The sequence below is a fragment of the Streptomyces sp. MMG1121 genome (genome assembly GCF_001280015.1).
In the GTDB taxonomy this organism is placed as follows: Bacteria; Actinomycetota; Actinomycetes; order Streptomycetales; family Streptomycetaceae; genus Streptomyces.
The window spans coordinates 16321-37459 of sequence record NZ_LGDV01000118.1; the positions used below are offsets into that span (position 1 = coordinate 16321).

Annotated in this window: 7 protein-coding genes; all 7 read right to left on the bottom strand. The window is 73.9% G+C overall.

Annotation, left to right across the window (positions count from 1 at the left end; translation table 11 throughout):
* Positions 1-33: 33 nt before the first annotated feature.
* On the bottom strand, positions 34-6750 hold the full coding sequence (locus tag ADK64_RS11190; protein WP_053657665.1) for a hybrid non-ribosomal peptide synthetase/type I polyketide synthase: 6717 nt from the start codon (positions 6748-6750) through the stop codon (positions 34-36).
* 25 nt (positions 6751-6775) lie between these two features.
* Positions 6776-15946, bottom strand: a complete 9171-nt coding sequence (locus tag ADK64_RS11195; protein WP_063789890.1) for a type I polyketide synthase — start codon at positions 15944-15946, stop codon at positions 6776-6778.
* Between the two features lie 85 nt (positions 15947-16031).
* Positions 16032-16325, bottom strand: coding sequence for a putative quinol monooxygenase (locus ADK64_RS11200; RefSeq protein ID WP_053657667.1), 294 nt, complete (start codon positions 16323-16325; stop codon positions 16032-16034).
* On the bottom strand, positions 16325-17266 hold the full coding sequence (locus tag ADK64_RS11205; protein ID WP_053657669.1) for an NAD-dependent epimerase/dehydratase family protein: 942 nt from the start codon (positions 17264-17266) through the stop codon (positions 16325-16327). Before ADK64_RS11205 ends, ADK64_RS11200 begins: the two co-directional genes overlap by 1 nt.
* Positions 17267-17329: 63 nt before the next feature.
* Complete coding sequence (locus tag ADK64_RS11210) at positions 17330-18568, bottom strand: MFS transporter (RefSeq protein WP_053657671.1); 1239 nt, start codon at positions 18566-18568, stop codon at positions 17330-17332.
* Positions 18565-19887, bottom strand: coding sequence for a hydrolase (locus tag ADK64_RS11215; RefSeq protein ID WP_234384534.1), 1323 nt, complete (start codon positions 19885-19887; stop codon positions 18565-18567). The genes ADK64_RS11210 and ADK64_RS11215 overlap by 4 nt, the downstream gene beginning before the upstream one ends.
* Positions 19884-21137 carry an ATP-grasp domain-containing protein gene (locus tag ADK64_RS11220; protein WP_053657673.1) on the bottom strand — a complete coding sequence of 418 codons (1254 nt, stop codon included), beginning with the start codon at positions 21135-21137 and terminating at the stop codon, positions 19884-19886. The genes ADK64_RS11215 and ADK64_RS11220 overlap by 4 nt, the downstream gene beginning before the upstream one ends.
* Positions 21138-21139 lie beyond the last annotated feature (2 nt).

Consider the following 21139-nt stretch of genomic DNA (forward strand, 5'->3'; position numbering starts at 1 on the left):
TTCGGCGGATTTGGTGGGATCGGCCGGTTGTGATCACAGGTCTTCCAGGGCCTTGCCCAGCTCGGCTGCCAGCGTCTGGAGGTTCGGGGAGCGCATGACGCTGTAGTGGTCGCCGGGCACGTCGATGCTCTGTGCCCGGTCGCCGAGCAGGTCCAGCCACTTCCGGGTGGTCGGGGCGGTGGCCCCGTCCATGGCCCGCAGCAGCCGGACCCTGCCCCGGTACGCGGCGGGCACGTGGCCGGCCAGCGCGCGGCTGAGGCGCAGGAACCGGCCCGCGAGCCGGTCCAGGGTGGCGGCGTCGATCTCGTCCGGCAGGACGGCGGCGTGCCGGGCCCGCGTGAGGAGTTCCTCCATCGGGGATCGGCCGCCCGTGGGTTCGAAGTCGGCCGGCTCGGGACTCCAGTCGCTTCCCGCCAGGCCGGCCAGGTCGCGGGCGAACCGGGCCAGCAGCGCCGCGTCGGAGGCGGGTTCGGCGGGACCGGGCGGTTCGAGCAGGTCCACGGCCGCGACCAGCTCGACCGTCGCGCCCCGCCCGGCGAGCAGGTGGGCGATCTCCAGGGCGATCACTCCGCCCATGGACCAGCCGCCGAGGCGGTACGGGCCCTCCGGGAACCGTGCGGTGATCGCGTCGGCGTAGTGCGCGGCCAGGGCGGCCACGGTCTGCGGCTCGGGTTCGAGGTCGGGGTACTGGAGGGCGTGGAACGGCTGGTCGTCGTCCAGGAGGGCGCCGAGCCCGGCGTAGCAGAGCACGTCGCCGCCGACCGGGTGGACGAAGAACAGGGGGGGCCTGCTCCCGGTGTCCCGGACCGTGACCAGGGCCGCCCGGCCCTCGTCGCCGGGCTGCTCGCGCAGCACCTCGGCGAGCGATGCGACGGTCGGCCGGGCGAGCAGCGTGGCCACCGGCAGCGACCGCCCGGTGCGCTGCCGGATCCGGGTCATCATCCGCACCGCGAGCATCGAGTCGCCGCCGAGGTCGAAGAAGTCCGCGGTGACGTCGACGGTCCCGTCGGCGGGCGCGAAGAACTCGGACCAGATCTCGGCGAGAAGCCGTTCGGTCGCGTCGCGCGGTGCGACCGCGGCGCCGGAGCGCGGGGCCGGCTCCCCGGGCGACGGCAGGAGGTGGCGGTCCACCTTGCCGTTGCCGGTCAGCGGCAGCTCGTCCAGGAGGACGATGCGGGCGGGCACCATGTAGCCGGGCAGTTCCCGGCCGAGCGCCTCGCGCAGCTCGTCCTCGGCGGTGCCCGACACGGCGTACCCGACGAGCCGTCTGGGGCCGCCGCGCTCGCCCTCGGCCACGACGGCGGCCGCGCGGACGTCCGACCGGCGCAGCAGTGCCGCCTCGACCTCGCCCAGCTCGATCCGATGCCCCTGGATCTTCACCTGGGAGTCCATCCGCCCCAGGAACTCGATGTCGCCGTCCGGCAGATAGCGGCCGAGGTCGCCGGTCCGGTAGAGCCGCTCCCCCGTCGTCGGCTGGCGCAAGAACGCAGCGCGCGTCTTCGCCTCGTCGCCGAGGTAGCCGCGGGCCAGGCCGGCCCCGGCGATGTAGAGGTCGCCGGGTACCCAGGTCGGGCACGGCCGCAGCGCCTCGTCCAGCACATGGAAGCGCTGGTTCCGCATCGGCCTGCCGTACGGGATGCTCGTCCAGGCCGGGTCCACGCGGGTGATCGGGTACTGGATCGACCAGATGGACGCCTCGGTCGCGCCGCCCAGGCTGCAGATCCGCGCGTTCGGCAGGATCTCGGCGATGGCTGCGGGGAGGGTGACGGGGATCCAGTCGCCGCTCATCATCACCACGCGCAGCGACGGCGGACCGCCGAGGGCCCGTACGTGCTCCACGAACATCTCCATCAGCGCGGGGACGCTGTTCCAGACCGTCACACCGTGCCGGTTCACGAGATCCAGCCAGGCGGCCGGTTCGCGCTGCGCCGACGCGTCCGGCAGGACCAGGGCGCCGCCGGCCGCGAGCAGGCCGAACACGTCGTAGACCGAGAGGTCGAAGTTGAGCGCGGACAGGGCCAGGACGCGGTCGTGCGCGGTCACGCCGTACCGGTCGTTGATGTCCTGGATCGTGTTGACCGCGCCGGTGTGCTCGATCATCACGCCCTTCGGCACCCCGGTGGATCCCGAGGTGAAGATGGTGTAGGCGAGATCGTCGGGCCCGGCCGGGGAGGGCGGCAGGGGGCCGCTCGCACCGGTGTCCGCCGGCTCGGTGTCGACGTGCAGCGAGCGGGTTCCGGTCGGCAGGTCGAGCCCGGCCGCGACCGCCGACCGGGTCAGCACCAGCTCGATACCGGCGGTCTCCATGATCGTCCGCAGTCGGCGGGCGGGCATGGCCGCGTCGACCGGCACGTAGGCGGCGCCCGCCTTGAGGATGCCCAGTGCCGCGACGACCTGTTCCCAGCTCTTGTCCATCACGATGCCGACGTGCACGCCGGGGCCCGCGCCGCGGTCGATCAGCCACCGGGCGATCCGGTCGGAACGGCGGTCCAGCTCGCCGTAGGTGAGGGTGCGGGCGGTGGTGATGACGGCGGGCGCGTCCGGGCGGGCCGCGGCCTGCCGCAGGAACGCGTCGTGCAGCAGCTCGGCGGGGACGAGGGCGTCCGTGGCGTTGGCCGCCCTACGAGCCTCTAGGTCGGCCACCGGCGCGAGCACGGACGGCGGACGGTGCCACGCCCCCTCGCCGCACAGGTCCCGCACCAGGTCCAGGTAGGCCTCCCACATCCCGTCCACGACGCCTGCGGGGAACATCTCCTCCACCACGTCCCAGTTGAGGACCAGTTCCCCGGCCTCCTCCAGAGCCTGGTGGTCGAGCCACACCTGCGGCGTCCGCACCGAGCTGGACGCGAGCCTGCCCAAGGCGCCGAGCGTGGTCAGTGCCGTGAGCGCCCCGCGCTCGTCCTCGCCCTGTCCCGAGAAGCCGATGGTGCTGGTGAAGACCACGGGCATGCTCGCCAGGCCGGTCCCGCCCCGGGTGCGGTTCAGCTCGCGCAGCACCTCGACGCCGCTGACGTGCCCGTGTTCGAGGTCGGTCAGCAACTGGTTCTGCAACCGCGTGGCGCCCGAGGTGAAGTCCTCGGCGGGAGCGGTGTCGACTTCCAGCAGGGTGGTCGCGCTGAGGTTTCCGACGACCCTGCCGACGTCCTCGTGCAGCGACCGCCGGTTGAACGCCAGCAGGTTGAGCGTGAAGCGCGGCGAGGCGCTCCAGACGCCCAGCACCTGCGCGTACGCGGTGCACAGGGCGGCCGAGGGCGAGATGCCGGAGGTGGCGGCGTTGTCCTTGAAGGCCTGCCATGCCCCGGGCGCGATCCGGGCCGTGCGGTGGGTGAACTCCGGTCGCCGTGGCGCGGGTCCGGGTCGCAGCGGCAGCTGGGGCGCGGGCGGGAGGGAGGCGACGCGTGTCTGCCAGTAGGCGAGCGACTTCTCGCGCGGCGCGGTGTCCGTCGTCGCGGCGGCGAGTACGTAGTCGCGGTAGGTGACGGCCGGGGCGGGCGTCGCGGGTGTCCCGGAGCGGTAGGCCTGCGCCCACTCCCGGAAGAGCACCCCGCAGCTGCGGCCGTCGATGATCAGCGCGTCGAAATTGAGGTGCAGCCGGGTCGTGCGCGCGTCGAGCAGGGATGCCCGGACGTCGAACAGCGGCCAGGTCTCGGTGTCGAAGACCTGGTGGCGCATCTCCTCGTGGATCCGGGCCAGACGGCGAGCCCGTTCGGCGTCGTCGCAGGCCCGCAGGTCGACGGTGGCGATCCGGTAGTCGGGGACCTCGGCGAGCACCCGCTGGTGCCCGTCCCCGGACACGACCGCGCGGAGCATGTCGTGCCGGTCGACGAGGTGCCGGAAGGAGGTGGCGAGCCGGTCGAGGTCGGTCTCCTCCAGGTCGATCTCGACGAGGAAGGAGGTGGAGACGTTGCCGAGCTCGAAGGCGTCGGTCCGGCCGATCAGGTAGGCCTGCTGGAGGTCGGTCAGCGGGAACGGCTCATGGCGGGCCGCCGGGTCGGCGACGAGCGTCCCGCCGGCCTCCTCGGCCCCGTCCGCACCGCCGCCGCGGGCCTCCTGGACGGTCCGCGCGATCTCGGCCACACTCCGGCCGTCCAGCAGCTCACGCAACGGAACATCCACACCGAAGCGCCGGGCGAGAGTCTGCCGGACGTCCATCGCGATCAACGAGTCCACACCGAGGCTCCGCAACGGAAGATGCAGGTCGTCGCCGGTGACGTCCGCACCACGCGCCCGGCCGACGATGCCGGCCACCAGCTCGGCGGCGTTCTCGGTCCCGGGCGCGGCGGGCCCCGCCGTTCCGGGCGCGGCGGGCTCGGCCGGACCGGGCACCGCTTCCAGGCGTACGCCGTCGGCGAGCGCCAGGGGCGTGCCGTCGGCGCCCACGAGCCTGATCTGCGCGATCAGCGGTCCGCCGGGAGCCGGTGCCTGTTCCTCCCTGCGGGGGCCCTCCGTCCAGAGCCAGTAGCGCTCGCGCTGGAACGGGTATCCGGGCAGGGACGCGGGCGGCCCGGCGGGCTCGCCGTGCACGCGGGTCCAGTCGATCCGGACGCCTCGGGTGTAGAGCGCGCCGAGGCTGTCGAGGAGGGTGCGGCGGGCGTCCTCACCCTCGCGCAGCGACGGCAGGAACGCGGTGTGCTCGGCCGCCTCGACCCGGTCGAGGAGCGGCACGGCGGACCCGATCTCCACGAAGGTCCGGTGCCCGTCCCTCACCAGCGCGGCGACGGCATCGGTGAATCGTTCCGGCTCGACGGTGTGCGCCGGCGTCCGCAGCGCCTCCTCCAGGCTCATCGTGCCCGTGACGCACGCGGCGACCGGCTCGCCGATGCCGTGGCCGAGGACGGCGGCCGGTTCCACGCCCCACGACCGCCACAGCTCGGCGAGCGCGTACGCGACGGCGAACGGCGTTGACTCTCCGCCGGCCGCCTCGGCGCACCGGTCCAGGGCGCGGCGGAAGACCGGCTCGGCCTCGGCCAGTTCGGCGGCCGCGCCCGTGTACCGCGCGTCCAGGCGGCCGGTGAACAGGAACACCGGGCCCCCGCTGGTCGCCGGGGTCCGCGCGCCGACCCGGACGCCGGGCGGCGGCGCCTGGTCGGGGCGTGTGCGGGTGAGCAGGTCCCGCAGCTCGGCGCGCGAGGACGCGACGGCCGTGAGCCGGTGCGTGAAGTGCGCCCGCCCGAGGCTCGTGGTCCGGCAGATCGACGCGAGCGGGTCGCCGTCGGCACCGTCGGCACGATCGGCGCCGTCGGTGAGCAGGCCGGCGTAGCGGGCGGTCAGCTCGGCGAGCGCGGCCGGTGTCCTGGCCGACAGGGTCAGCAGACGTGGCCCGTTCTGCCCGGCGGGCCGGACCCCCTCGCCGGGCGGCGCCTCGTCGAGGACGACCGGAGCCTCTTCGATGATCACGTGCGCGTTGGTGCCGCTGATGCCCTGCGAGGACACCGCGGCGCGTTTCGGCCCCGCCGTCCCGGGCCACGCGGTCTCCTCGGTGACGAGTTCGACCGCGCCCGCCGACCAGTCGACGTGCGGCGTGGGCTCGTCCACATGCAGGGTGGCGGGGAGCCTGCCGTGCCGCATCGACAGCACCGTCTTGATGACCCCGGCGACGCCCGCGGCCGCCTGGGAGTGCCCGATGTTGGGCTTCAACGAGCCGAGCCGCAGCGGCCGGTCACGGTCACGGCCGTAGGCGGCCAGCAGGGCGCGCGCCTCGATCGGGTCGCCGAGCGCGGTGCCGGTGCTGCTCGCCTCCACCACCTGGACGTCACCGGGCGACAGCCGCGCGTCCTTCAACGCCTGCTGGATGACCCGCTGTTGGGCGGACCCGCTCGGTGCGGTGAAGCCGTTGCTGGCGCCGTCCTGGTTCACCGCGCTGCCGCGCACCACGGCCAGCACGGGGTGACCGAGCCGCCGCGCGTCCGACAGCCGTTCCAGCAGGAGCAGACCCACGCCCTCGGAGAGCCCGCTGCCCGCGGCGGCGGCCGAGAACGGGCGGCACCGGCCGTCCGGCGACAGGCCCTGCATACGGGTGAACTCGGTGAACAGCTGCGGTGTGGCCATGACCGTCGCGCCGCCCGCCAGCGCCATCGCGCACTCGCCCTGGCGCAGCGACCGGACGGCCAGGTGCAGTGCGACCAGTGAGGACGAGCAGGCCGTCTCCACGGTGATCGCCGGGCCGCGCAGGCCGAGCGTGTAGGAGATCCGGCCGGACGCGGCGCCGCCCACCGTCCCGGTCGTCAGGAAGCCCTCGGCCTCCTCGGGCACCTCGCCGTGCCCCAGCCCGTAGTCGTTGCAGGACAGCCCGGTGAACACGCCGGTCTCGGTGTCGCGCACCGACTCCGGGTCGATCCCGGCGTCCTCGAAGGCCCGCCAGGCGCTCTCCAGCAGCAGCCGTTGCTGCGGGTCCATGGCGAGGGCCTCGCGCGGGCTGATGCCGAAGAAGCCCGCGTCGAAGTCCGCCGCGTCGTAGAGGAAGCCGCCGGAGCCGGTCAGGCTCCGGCCGCCGTTCTCGGGGTCGTGCAGGCCGTCGGCCCAGCCCCGGTCACGGGGGAACGCGCCGACGGTCTCCCCGCCCGAGGCCAGCAGCCGCCACAGGGCGGCCGGGGAGTCGATCCCGCCCGGATACCGGCAGGCCATGCCGACGATCGCGATCGGCTCGCGGTCGCCGTCCTCCAGCTCGCGCAGGCGCTCGCGTGCCTGGTGCAGGTCGAGGGTGAGCCGCTTGAGGTATCCGAGCAGCTTCTCGTTCGATTCTGATCCCATGACGGATCGGTCCTCCGTAGGCGGGTCAGGAGCCGGAGAGCTCACGGTCGATGAAGTCGAGCAGTTCCGCGGCGGTCGCGGCTTCGACGAGCGCCGCCACGTCCGCCCCGATGTCCCCGCAGGTGTCCTCCTGGGCGGCCGGGGCGGCCGGGGCCTCCTCGGGCGGTACGAGTTCGGTGTCCAGGACGGCGACCAGCTCGGGCAGCGTCGGTGCCTCGAACAGCAGGGTGAGGGGGAGCCTGAGGTCCGTCGCCGCGCCCAGGCGGTTGCGGAACTCGACCGAGGTGAGCGAGTCGAACCCGAGCTCGCCGAAGGGGCGGTCGTCCGGGATCGCCTCGGGCCGGGAGCCGAGGACGGCGGCCATGTGGGTCCGGATCAGGTCGGCCAGGACCCCGGCGCGCTCACCGGTGCCCAGGCCGGCCAGCTCGTCCCGCAGCGGCCGCTGCCTGCGGTGTGCGGGTACGCTCCCGGGCCGCCCCGCTCCGGCGGCCGCCACGATCTCGCGAAGGACCGGCGGAAGGTCCGCTCCGAGGCCGCGCAGGGTCTCGCGGTCGAGCCGGGCGGGCACCAGGACGGCGTGCGGTGACGGCAGTGCCGCCTCCAGCAGGGCCAGACCGTGCTCGGGGGCCATCTCCACGAGCCCGGCCCGGGCGAAGCGGGCACGGTCGGCGGCGGTGAGGGCGCCGATCATGCCGTCCGGGTCGTCCCACAGGCCCCAGGCCAGTGCGAGGGCGGGCAGGCCCTGGGCCCGGCGGCGGCGGGCGAGCGCGTCGAGGAACGCGTTGGCGGCGGTGTAGCCGCCCTGCCCGGCGCCGCCGAGCGTCCCCATGATCGAGGAGACCAGGACGAACGCGGTGAGCGGGTGACCCGCGGTCAGCTCGTGCAGATGCCAGGCCCCGTCGGCCTTGACGCGCATCACCCGGTCGATCTGCCGGGGGGTGAGCGAGGTGATCGGCGCGTCGTCCACCACGCCCGCGGCGTGGATCACGGCGGTCAGCGGGTGCCGGCCGGGGACGGCTTCGATCATCGCGGCGACGGAGTCCCGGTCGGCGACGTCCACGGCGGCGAACCGCACCTCGGCGCCGAGCCCGTTCAGGTCGGACGCCAGCTCGGCCGCTCCGGGCGCGTCACCGCCGCGGCGTGAGGCCAGCAGCAGGCGTCGTGCGCCGTGTTCGGTGACCAGGTGCCGGGCGACGGCCCGGCCGATGGCGCCGCTTCCGCCGGTGATCAGGACGGTTCCGTCCGGGTCGAGGACCGGCGGGACGGTGAGTACGACCTTGCCGACGTGGCTGCCCTGGCGCAGCAGTCCGAAGGCTTCGGGTGCCCGCCGGACGTCCATGTCGGTGACGGCGGGCCAGCCGAACGCGCCCTCGGCGAACAGCTCCACCGCGCGGTTCAGGAGGCGGGCGAGGTGCTCGGGCGGCAACTGGAGCAGGTTGAACGCCTGGTAGCGCGCGCCGGGATGTGCGGCGGCCACCGCTGTCGGGTCGCGCGGGTCGGTCCTGCCCAGTTCGACCAGGAGCCCGCCGGGACGCAGCAGCCGCAGCGACTCGTCGACCAGCTCACCGGTCAGCGAGTTCAGGACGAGGGCCATGCGCCGGCCGGCCGCGCCGAAGCGTTCGCCGAATCCGGGCTCGCGGGACGAGGCGAGGTGGTCGTCGTCGACGCCGAGGGCACGCAGCGCGGGCCACTTGGCGGGACTCGCGGTCGCGTAGACCTCCGCGCCCAGGTACTGGGCCAGTTGGACGGCGGCCATGCCGACGCCACCCGCCCCGGCATGGATCAGGACGGGGTCGCCCGCGCTCACGCCGCCGAGCTCGACCAGGGCGTGCAGGGCGGTCAGGTGGGCGACCGGCACGGCGGCGGCCCGGGTGTACGACCAGCCGTCGGGGATCTTGACGAGGGTGCGGTGGTCGGCGTGGGCCACCGTGGCGAACGCGGCGGGGAACAGGCCCATCACCCGGTCGCCGGTGGCCAGGCCGTGGACACCGGGCCCGGTCGCGGTGACCACGCCCGCGCCTTCCAGGCCGAGCGGGCCGGGGTCGCCGGGGTGCATGTCGAGCGCGCCCAGGACGTCGTGGAAGTTGAGCCCGGCGGCGCGGACCGCGATCCGGACCTGGCCGGGGCCGGGTTCGGCGGCGGCCTCGGAACAGGGCCGGACCTCCAGGGCGCTGAGGGTGCCGCGTTCGGGGATGTCGAGCCGCCAGGCAGGCGCGTCCCCGGGAAGCCGAAGCGCAGGATCGCCCACCGCCGAGCCGAGCCGCGGCACCAGGACGGCACCCTCACGGACCGCCACCTGGTTCTCCTGCGGCACCAATGCCGCAGCCGGCACCTCGGTGATGTCCGGGGCGAGGTCGACCAGGGCGAACCGGCCCGGGTGCTCGACCTGTGCCGTCCGCACCAGGCCCCAGACCGCCGCCTGCGCGAGGTCCCGGACGCTCTCGCCGGGCCGGACGGCGACGGCCTCGCGGGTGACCAGCACCAGGCGGGAACCGGCGGGCCGGTCCTCGGCGAGCCATCGGCCGAGCAGATCCCGCGTCCGCTGGACCGCGTTCCTGGCCGCCGTCGCCGCGTCGGCCGCGTCCTCGCCCGCCGGGCAGGCCACGACGGTGTGCTCGGGCGGCTCGGCCGCCGCGAGCAGCGCGTCCAGGCCGGGGACGTCCCACGGGACCGGCACCTGCCCGGCCGGCGATCCGGCCGCCGGCTCGGGCAGCGGTTCCCAGCACAGCGCGAACAGGGAGCCGCGGGCCACGGCGGCGGGATCGGCCGGGCGGCCCACCGCGACCGGGCACAGTTCCAGCGACTCGACCAGCCCCGCCGGCTCCCCCGAGGCGTCGAGCAGGGTCAGAGGCAGGCCCGCGGCCACGGCGGGCGCCGCGTGCACCCGCAGGGACGCACTGCCGCCCGTGCCGAACAGGGACACCCCGCGCCAGCGCAGCGGCTGCACGCGCTGCCCCTCGCGGCCCGGGGCATCGGCGAACAAGCCGTGCAGGGACGCGTCGAGAAGGGCGGGGTGCAGCCGGTAGGCCCCGGCGTTCGCGGCCTCCGGCTCGGGCAGGACGGCCTCGGAGAAGTGCTCACCGTTACGGCGCCAGGCGGCCCGCAGCCCCTGGAACACCGGCCCGTACTCGTACCCCCGCAGACCGAGGTCGTCGTACATGCGGGCCGCCGGTACCCGCGTCGCGCCGGGCGGGGGCCAGTCCAGGGGAGCCGGTGGCGTGGCCGTGTCGGGGCCGAGGACGCCGGCGGCGTGCTCGATCCACTTCCCACCGGTCGCCCGGCCCGATATCCGGCAGGTCCGCAGCCCGTCGCCGTCCTCCCCCGCGACCCGGACGCGCAGGTCGACGGCACCGTCCTCGGGAAGTTCCAGCGGCGTCGAGACCGTCAGCTCCTCGACCCTTGCCGTACCGGCCTTCGCACCCGCGTGCAGTGCCAGCTCCAGGAACGCGGTGCCCGGTACGACGATCGTCCCCGACAGGGCGTGGTCGGCCAGCCAAGGATGGGTGCGGGTCGACAGCCGCCCGGTGAACACCGTCTCACCGTCGCCGAGTTCGACGGCCGCGCCGAGCAGGGGATGGCCGGCCGGGGCCTGGCCGAGGTCGGCCGTGCCGGACGGCCCGGCCGTGCCCGTGAGCCAGTAGCGGCGTCGCTGGAAGGGGTAGGTGGGCAGGTCGACGTGGCCGGCGGCCGTTCCGGTGAGCCGTTCCCACGCGAGGGGCAGACCCTGGACGTAGGCCTCGGCGGCGGAGGTGAGGAACCGGCGCAGGTCCCCCTCGTCGCGGCGCAGCGAGCCGGTCACGATCCCGTCGGCCCCGGCCTCCTCGAGGATCTGGCCGATGCCGGCGGCCAGCACCGGGTGCGGGCCGACCTCGACGAACGTGGTGTGGCCGGACGCGACGAGCGCCTCGACCGCCTCCTGGAAGCGCACGGTGTGCCGCAGGTTCCGGTACCAGTAGGAGGCGTCGAGCCCAGCGCCCTCCTGCCAGTCGGCGGTGACCGAGGACATCAGCGCGATCTCGCCGGTGCGCGGTGCCAGCGACGCCAGCCCGGACAGGAGCCGCTCGCGGATCGGTTCGACCGCCGGGCAGTGCGAGGCGTAGGCCGCCGGGATCACGCGGGCGTTGACGCCCTCGGCCCGGTAGGTGTCGACCAGCTCGGCGATCGCGTCCGGGGCTCCGGCCACGGCGGTGGTGGCCGGACCGTTGATCGCGGCGATGCTCAGCGTGCCGAGTCGTTCCCGCACCCGCTGGGCGGGCAGCGGGATCACGGCCATCGCCCCCTTGTCCATCAGGTCGACGGCCAGACCGCTGCGCAGCGCGACGGCGCGGGCGCCGTCGTCGAGGGAGAGCGCCCCGGCCACGACGGCGGCGGCGATCTCGCCCTGGGAGTGGCCGACCACGGCGTCCGGGACGACCCCGGCCGACCGCCACAGCTCGGCCAGCGACACCATCACGGCCCACAGCGCGGGCTGTACGACGTCGATCCGGTCCAGCAGGGGTGCGCCGTCCAGGACGTCGGCCAGCGACCAGTCGATGTACGGCGCGAGTGCCCGCTCGCACTCGGCCAGGCGGGCGGCGAAGACGGGACTTTCGGCGGCGAGCGCCGACGCCATGCCCCGCCACTGGCCGCCCTGTCCGGGGAAGACCAGAACGGTCCGGCCGGGCTCGCCCGCGCGGCCGGTGACGACGCCGGGGGCCTGTTCGGCGCGGGCCAGTGCGGCCAGGCCCTGCCCGGCCTCCTGCCGGTCGCCGGCGATCACCACGGCGCGCTCGTCGAGGGCGGCCCTGGCGGTCAGGGCCGGTGCCGCGCCGACCGGGTCGAGCGGCTCGGCGGCCAGCGTCCGGGCCTGCTCCCGCAGCGCGTCCGGTGTCCGGGCCGACAGGACGACCGGCACCACGGGCGGCCGCGCCGGCTCTTCGGCGGGTTGGGCCCCGGCCGGCGGCTGCGCCAGGATCACGTGCGCGTTGGTGCCGCTGATCCCGAACGAGGAGACGCCGCCGCGCCGGGGCTCGCCGGTGTCCGGCCAGGGTCGGGCCCGGTCGAGCAGGGCCACCGACCCGGCCGCCCAGTCCACGTGCGGGGACGGCTCGTCGACGTGCAGCGTGGCGGGCAGGGTCGCGTTCCGGATGGCCTGGACCATCTTGATGACACCGCCGACGCCGGCCGCCGCCTGCGCATGTCCGATGTTGGACTTGAGGGACCCCAGCCACAGCGGCCGGTCCCGGTCCCGCCCGTAGGCGGCGAGCAGGGCGCCTGCCTCGATCGGGTCACCGAGGGCGGTGCCGGTCCCGTGCGCCTCCACGGCGTCGACCTGCCCCGGCGTGAGCCCGGCATCGGCGAGAGCGTCCGCGATGACGCGCCGCTGGGCGGTGCCGCTCGGCGCGGACAGCCCGTTGGAGGCGCCGTCGGAGTTGACGGCGCTTCCGGCGACGACCGCCAGCACGGGGTGGCCGTGGCGGCGGGCGGCCGAGAGCCGTTCGACCACGAGCATGCCCGCGCCCTCGCCCCAGCCGGTGCCGTCCGCCTGGGCGGAGAAGGCCTTGCAGCGGCCGTCGGCGGCCAGCACCCGCTGGCGGGACAGCTCCACGAACATGCCGGGGGTCGCCATGACCGTGACCCCGCCGGCCAGGGCGAGCGAGCACTCTCCGGCCCGCACCGACCGCACCGCCTGGTGCAACGCGACCAGCGACGCCGAGCAGGCGGTGTCCACGGTCAGCGCGGGCCCGTTCAGGCCGAGGACATAGGCGATCCGCCCGGAGATCACGCTCACGCTGGTGCCGGTCAGCAGGTGTCCCGCGACCCCGTGCCCGGCCGCTTCCATGCTCGGCCCGTAGCCGGAGTGCATCGCCCCGGCGAACACACCGGTCCGGCTGCCCGCCAGCGTCGTGGGGTCGATCCCGGCGCGCTCCAGCGCCTCCCAGGTCACTTCCAGGAGGAGCCGTTGCTGCGGGTCCATGGCGAGGGCTTCACGCGGGCTGATCCCGAAGAACTCGGCGTCGAAGTCCGTCACGTCCCGCACGAAGCCACCGTGCCGGACGTACGACGTCCCGGTCCGGTCCGGATCCGGGTGCTGGAGCGTCGCCAGGTCCCAGCCGCGGTCGTCGGGGAAGTCGCCGATGGCGTCGGTTCCGGAGTCGACCAGGTTCCACAGATCGTCGGGCGAGCGCACCCCGCCGGGGAACCGGCAGGCCATGCCGACGATGACCACGGGGTCGTCGGCGTCGTCCGCGTCGTCCGGGTGTGCCCGCTCCCGCACGAGCGCCGGGGTACCACCGGTGGACGCGTCCGCACTCAGCTCACCGAGTACGACGGCCAGGGCGGCCGGGCTCGGGTGGTCGTACAGGAGGGTGCTCTCCAGCTTCAGCCCCGTCGCGGCCGACAGCCGGTCGCGCAGTTCGAGCGTCATGGCCGAGTCCAGGCCCATCTCCCGGAACGTCCGCCCGGGCCGCACGTCGCCGGCCGACCCGGCGCCCAGCACGACCGCCGTGAGGCTCCGGACCAGCTCCGGCATGGATCGCCGGTCCACGACCACGGCCGGGGCCGGGGTCGTGTCCGGCGCCCGCTCGCCGGCCCCGGGCATCCCGGACGGCCAGTAGGAGCGGCGCTGGAACGGGTACGTCGGCAGGTCGGCCAGCGGCGCCGAACCGGGCAGCAGCGCGGCCCAGTCCACCGCGACGCCTCCTACGAAGGCCTCGGCCGCCGCCGTGAGAAACCGGTGACGGTCGCCGTGGCCGCGCCGGAGCGTGCTCAGCGCGGCGCCGTCCCCGCCGTGCGCGTCGATCGCCTGCCGGATGCCCATCGCCAGCACGGGATGCGGGCTGACCTCCAGGAACGTCGAGTGGCCCGAGTTCAGCAGCTCCTCGACGGCCGGTCCGAACCGCACCGGCTCGCGCAGGTTGCGGAACCAGTACCCGGGGTCCAGCTCGGCGGTGTCGATCGGTCCGGCGGTGACGGTCGAGTAGAACGGCACGCCGGTGGAGCGCGGGGCGATCCCGGCGAAGGCGGTGAGCAGTTCCTCCCGCAGTTCCTCGACGTCCGCGCTGTGCGAGGCGTAGTCGATCGGAACCCGCCGGGTCCGCACCTGCTGCCCGTAGTGGGCGGCCAGCGCGTCGAGCGCGTCGAGGGGACCCGCGACCACCGTGTGCGCGGGGCCGTTGACCGCCGCGATCGACAGCGAGGCCGCCACCGCCGCGAGGTCGCGCTCCACGCGTTCGGCGGGACGTTCCACCGACAGCAACCCGCCGCGGCCCGCGATCCGGTTCAGCACCCGGCTGCGCAGGGCCACGATCCGTGCGCCGTCCCGGAGCGACAGGGCGCCCATCGCGGTGGCGGCGGCGATCTCGCCCTGCGAGTGGGCCACCACGGCGGCCGGCTCCACGCCGGCCGAGCGCCACAGCGCGGCCAGCGACACCATCACCGCCCACAGCGCGGGCTGGATCACCCCGTCGCCCTCCAGCGGGGGCGCACCGGGGACCCCGCGCAGGACATCGGTCAGCGACCAGTCCACGTACGGGCCCAGAGCGTCGGCGCACGCGCCGATCCGGTCGGCGAAGACCGGGGAGGTATCGATCAACTCCGCTGCCATTCCGGCCCATTGGGAGCCCTGGCCGGGGAAGACGAAGACCGGCCGGACCGGCGGCCCCTCGTGCCGGCCCTCCACCACGGCCGCCGACGGCCGGCCGGCCGCCCGTGCCGCCAGTCCGGTGAGGAAGCCGGCCCGGTCGTCCGCGACGACGACGGCGCGGTGTTCGAACGTGGTGCGGGTGACGGCCAGCGACCGGCCCACCGAGGCCATGCCCAGCTCCGGACGCGCCTCCACATGGGCGCGCAGCCGTGCGGCCTGGTCACGCAGCGCGGGTTCGTCACGCCCTGACAGGACCCAGGGCAGCGTTCCGGCGTCGGACTCGCCGGCGGCACGCTCCGCGCCCTGCCAGTCCGCGAGGATCACATGGCAGTTGGTGCCGCCGATCCCGAACGAGCTGACTCCCGCGACCAGCGGCTCCTGCGGTGACGGCCAGGACCGGGTCTCGGTGTTGACCCGCAGACGCAGCTCGTCGAGCGGGATCCGGTCACCGGGCCCGGAGTGGTTCAGGCTGGGCACGAGTTCGCGTTCGCTGACGCACAGGACGGCCTTGATGAACCCGGCGATCCCGGCCGCGCCCTCCAGATGACCGATGTTCGTCTTCACCGAGCCGACCAGCAGCGGGGCGTCCTTCGGGCGGGCCGGGCCCAGCGTCGCACCGAGCGCGGCGGCCTCGATCGGGTCGCCGACCCGTGTGCCCGACCCGTGCAGCTCGACGTACCGGACCTCGCCCGGCTCGACGCCCGCATCGGCACAGGCGGCGAGGAGCACCCGCTCCTGCGACGCACGGCCCGGCGTCGGCAGCGTCTCGGTCGCGCCGTCGTTGTTCAGGGCGCTGCCACGGATGACGGCGTAGATGCGGTCGCCGTCCCGGACGGCGGCTTCGAGGAGCTTGAGGACGACGACCCCGCCGCCCTCGCCCCGGACGTAGCCGTTCGCGCGGCCGTCGAAGGTGAAGCAGCGCCCGTCCGCCGACAGCGTCCCGGCCCGTTCCAGGGCCAGGGTGCCCTCCGGCGCGAGCACCAGGTTCACCCCACCGGCCAGCGCCAGGTCGGACTCACCGTCCCGCAGGCTCGCGCACGCCAGGTGCACGGCGGCCAGCGACGACGACTGCCCGGTGTCCACCACCAGGCTCGGTCCGTTCAGGTCCAGCGCGTGGGAGATCCGGTTGGCGATCACACCACGCTGCACCCCGGTCAGCGTGTGCCCGGTCACCGCGTCGGGGCCCAGTCCGTTGAGCAGCGTCGCGTAGTCGTCGGCGATCACCCCCAGGAAGACACCCGTCCTGCTGCCCTGGAGGCCCCGCGGCAGGGTCCTGGCGTCCTCGAGGGCCTCCCAGGCCAGTTCGAGGGCAAGCCGCTGCTGCGGGTCCATGGCCACGGCCTCGCGTCGCGAGATGCCGAAGAACTCGGGATCGAACCCGTCCACCCGGTCGAGGAACCCGCCGCGCGCCGGACCCCGGCCGCCGCGCCGGCCGGTGATCGCGTCACCGCCGCCGCGCAGCAGCCGCCAGAACGCGCCCGGCCCGTCCGCCTGCGGGAACCGGCAGCCGATCCCGACGACGGCGACCGCGCGTGAAGGGAGGTCACGCACGTCGTGACCAGCGATGTCCATCAACGTAAGTTCCTTTGGTGGAGTGGATTAGATCCCTGATCAGCACCCCCGGGTGGAGGGTCGACCGGATGTACGGCCGGATGTGCTACCGGACTTGAACGGGCGCACTCGGGTGCACCTCACGCTCGATGCGCGGCATGATGACGGGAACGTAGATGTCCTGGATGGCCTCACCCGCGTCATGGGCCTCCCAGTGCTCACGGCTCGCCCAGCGCTCGACGAGGACGAACCGCCCGGGATCCTCCTGCGAGTGATAGGCCTCCCAGCTGACACAGCCGTCCTCGCCGAGGCAGAGCACACGCATCCGGGCCAGAGCGTCGCCGACGACGGGAACGTTCTCGGGGTCGGGGACCCGGACGATGACGATGAGGTCGAACATCACTGCTCCTTGGCGGCGGTACGGGCGAGCTCCGGCAGCCACTCGGCGGCGGGAGTGAACGGGTGGCCGAGCGAAGTCGCCCGGTCGGTGGCCATGGCGAAGTCGGCAGGGCAGGAGAAGGGCGACAGGTCGGGGTCGCCGGCCGCGTCCTCCTTCTCGATCACCCGGGCCTTGAGCCCGGTGGCGTTCTCCACCGAGGCGCAGACGTCGTACACGCCGACGGGATCGGGAGAGGCGACGTTGACCGCTCCGGTGACGTGCGAGGTGACCGCCCAGGCGAGGAAACCGGCCGCGTCCTCGGCGTGGACCAGCGAGGTCCGGCCGGGCCGGGCGTGCGCGACGATCGGCCGGTCCTCCCGGACCCGGTCGAGGTGGAAGCGGTAACGACCCGTGAAGTCCCCCTCGGCGGCCAGGACATGGGCCACCCGGGCAAGGACCACCGGCACCCGCGCATGACGGGTCAGCGCGGCCTCGGCCTGGCGCTTGCCCTCGCCGTAGTTGGCCTCCAGATAGTCGGGGTCGTGCCACGGGAGGCCGGTGTCGAACGCGTACTGTGCCGGGTCGAGTTCGTCCTCCCGGGCGAGTGCGCTCAGCGCGGGTGCGGCGCTCGCGCCGCGGAACGTGTCCGCGTTGTACACCTCGATGGTGCTGGTCATGACGATCTTCCCGGCCCGGTCGCCGAAGGCCTCGGCGGCCTCGACGGCGGCGTTGGGGGTGTAGCACATCTGGTGCACCACGGCGTCGAACCGCTCCCCCGCGACGGCGGCGGCCAGCTCGCCGGGGCGGGTGACGTCGGCGCGCAGCCGCCGGACCGAGTCGCCGAAGGGGTCGGCGGTCCGGCCGCGGGTGACGATGGTGACGCGGTGGCCCTGGTCGAGCAGCCGGCGTACCAGCACCTTGCCGAAGTAGCGGGTTCCCCCGATGACGCAGATCTCAGCCATCTGCTGTTTCCTCATCTTTCCTGTAGTGCGTGAGCAGGGTCCGCCCGGTGGGTGGGGCCCGTGCTAGGCGGTCGCGGCCTCGACCTCTTCGGGTGCGGCCGCCGGGGCCTCGGGCGCCGCGGTCTCGTCCCGGCTGACCAGGCAGACGACCGCGCACACGGCGGCCACCGCGGCGGCGACGTACCAGTTTCCGCCCGGTACGCCGAGGGAGCGTGACAGGTCGAACAGGACGCCGGCGAGCAGGGAACCGATCATGTTTCCGGCGCTGCGGAAGAAGTGCATGGCGCCCATGGCCTTGGCGAGCCGCTGCTCGGGGACCTTGCGGGCGACCCAGACGTCGAAGGACGGCACGAAGAGGATCTCGCCGAGGACCACCGTCAGACAGCCGACGACCACCCAGGCGGCACTCCGGCCGGCGCCGAAGGCCAGGAACGCCACCGTCATCCCGGCCAGACCGATCGCCATGACCGTGCCGGGGCGCAGGCGCCCGTTCAGGAACTTGAACACCGGGTACTGCAGCACCAGGATGCTCAGACCGGTGATCCAGAACGGTGAGGACGGCGCCCACTGCGGGACGTACTGCTCCAGGTGCAGCGGGATGCCGACCACGAATCCGATCGACAGGAACCAGAACACGCCCGACAGAAGCAGATAGCGGGTGGCGCCCCGCACCTCGATGCCCTTGAACACGGCCGTGCTGAACAGCGGCCTGCGGATCTGCCCGGCAGCCTCCTCGTCGTCCCTGGGCGCGAAGCCGTCCCGGGGGATGAACGCCGAGGCCACCAGGCAGTAGCCGAGGAAGACCGCGAACACCACGGTGAACAGGGTGCGCAGTTCGACGCCGGCCAGCAGCGCGCCGAGCAGCGCACCGCCGAACAGGCCCACCTGCGCGGCCATCTGGAAGGTGGAGAAGGCCTTGGGCCGTTCGTCGTCCGGATAGGAGACGAGGACGTTCTTCAGGCCGGGAAAGGAGATCCCGGAGCCGAAACCGATGAAGAACGCGAGCACGCTGTAGCCGAGCACGCCGCTGCTGAAGCCCATCAGGCCGAGGGCGCTCGCCTCCAGCGCGGTGCCGAGGAACACCGCCCGGCGGACCCCGCCCCGGGCCGCGATCCCCTCGTAGAAGAAGGTGGCGAGCAGCCGGCCCACGTAGGTCATACACATGACCAGGCCGGCCCAGAACCCGCTGTCGGTGCCGCCGAGCGAGGCGACGAGGACGGGGAACCAGATGTAGCTTCCCGTGTTGGCGAGGAGGATGCCGGCGTTGACGCCGATGAGCGCCCGCCTGCGTTCGGTGCTCACGCGGCCTGTCCCCTCTGTGCGGGGGCGCGCAGCCCGGCGATGGTGCGCGCGATGGCGGCGCGGTCGATCGCCACCCCCTGGACGACGGTGGCCGAGGGGAGCGCGGACAGCGGCTCGCCGGGGGCGTGCAGGTTGTACGTGGCGGTGGCTCCGACGCTCAGCGGGTGGGCGCCGCCGGCTTCGCCGCGCAGCTCGTCGAAGTAGCGCCGGCCGCCGACCGTGGCCTGGTGGCGCAGCGGCTGGGCCAGCGCGGCGTCGTCGCCGCGCAGCAGGTCAAGCTCGCTGAGGAAGGAGTATCCGTGGTAGGCGCCGGTGTTGCCCGAGTCGGTGCCCACGAGCAGATTCCCCCGGCCCAGCGCGGCCAGGGCGTTGCGGCGCATGTCGGCGAGGGCGGCGGTACGGGTCTCCTGGCAGCCGTACTCGATTCCGAAGGGCTTCTCGATGCCCTTGACGAAGTCCAGGTTGCGGCTGTCCTGCGTCTCGACGAAGCCCTCGCGGCCGTACTCGGTGAGGAACTCGTCACGGGTCATGACCATGGGGCGCAGTCCGGCGAGGGTGGAGACGAACCGGGCGCCCTCGAGGCCCTTCCAGTCGGCCGCGCCGAGGGTGCGGTCCCGCACGGTGTGGGCGAAGAGCCGGAAGCCGCACTCGTACGCCCAGCGGGTCTCCTGCTCGGTGTTGCAGTCGATGACCGCGGTGATGCCGCGCTCGGCGGCCATCCGCGCGGTGAACGTGAGGACCTCCCGCGACAGCCGGGAGAACCGCACCGGGCTGCCCGGCTGCTCGGTGCCGTCGGTGAACATGACCTTGAGGAAGGTGCCGCCGCGTGCGGCGTTGGAACGCAGCGCGTGATCCAGGTCGGCCTCGACGGCGAGCATGTGCACCGGCGCCGGGAACTCGACGCCGTGGCCGGTCAGACCGGCGGTGTTGGTCATCGCCGTGACGGCGTATCCGCAGTGCACGACCTCGGGGTAGGGCCAGGGCGAGGCCTGGCGTCCCGCCTCCCAGGCGTCGGCCACCAGGGGGTAGCCGAACATGTCCACGACGTGCGTGACCCCGTGGTACAGGTACTGCAGGGCGATGATCCGCGGGTCGTCGGCCGTGTCGTCCCAGTTGGCGGGGAGCGAGACATGGGCGTGGGTCTCGGTGTAGCCGGGCCACAGCTCCGGCTCGTCGCCTTGGCGGGTGCCCGAGGGGTCGATACGGGTGAAGACACCGTCCTCGGTGGTCACGTCGAAGAGCGTCGCGGCGTCGAGGGCGGGGACGGCCACGCCGCGCAGGGTCGCGGGCTGCCGCGGGTGCTTGAGGGCGGTGTTCATCGGGCGACGTCCACCTTCAACCGCAGGTCGATGCGGTCCAGGCCTTCCTCGCAGCGCTTGTTGACCTCGGTGCGGTCGGCGCCGGTGAAGATGATGTGGCCGATCCAGTCGAAGTTGCTTCGCGCGAGCCGGGTGACCTCGGTGCCCGGCTTCTTGTAGGCGAGGGCGTCGTGGAAGCCGGGCAGCTCCCGCAGGCCGTCGAAGCCGATGGACTCGACCACGCCGGCGATCGGGGCGCCGAACCAGTGGCCGCCGGCGGTGGTCTCGCCGGGGAAGGGCAGTTCGGGCCGCTCGCCGAGGGCCTGCCGGATGACTTCCAGATACGGGTCGACGCCGGAGCTGATCTGCATGAGGCTCGGCACGATCCCGCCGATGAGACGGCCGTTGACCTCGCAGAGCACCGGTCCGTCCGGGCCGAGCAGGTACTCGGTGTGGATGAAGCCGAAGTCGACGCCCAGCTCGTTCAGGACGCGGGTGGTGGTGGCGAACAGCTCGTCCTGGAGCGGGTGTCCGCCGAAGTAGGTGGCGCCCATCTCGATGAAGTGCGGGAAACCGCTGAGCGGCCGGTCGGTGAGGCCGAGGTTGACCACCTCGCCGTTGCCGAGGACACAGGACTCCACCGAGATCAGCTCGCCGGTGACGAACTCCTCGATGACGATGTCCGGGATGCGTACGACGCCGCGCCCGTAGTCGGCGACCTCGGCGAGTTCGGCCAGGTAGGCGTGCAGGTCGTCCTCGTCCTTGAGGTGCAGGACGTGCAGGCTGGCCGTGCCGTCGGAGGGCTTGACCACGCACGGGAAGCCGATCTCGCGGACGGCGGCCTCCACCTCGGCGGGGTCGGCGACGTGCGCGAAGCGCGGCTGGCGTACGCCGGTGCCGTCCAGGGTGAGGCGGGTCAGGTGCTTGTGCCGGGCGTTGCGGGCGCCCTCGACGCTCATGCCCGGCAGGCCCAGCGCCTCGGCGACGGCGGCGGTGTGGACGGTGTGGTACTCGCTGTACGTGGTGACCCCGTGGATCGGCTTCTCCGTGTGCAGCTTGCGTGCGAGAGCCGTCAGTTCCTCGATGGAGAAGGCCTGTTCGCTCTTGACGACCTGGCAGTTCGGATGCGCGTAGGCCGCCTCGGCCAGCGGCGACGCACCGAGGTAGAAGTCGGGGTCGACCGACACCAGGGTGACGTCGTGTCCGAGCTCAAGGGCGTTGGCGATGCCGGCGATCCCGTTGGGATTGCATTCGATCATGAGGATGTGCATGA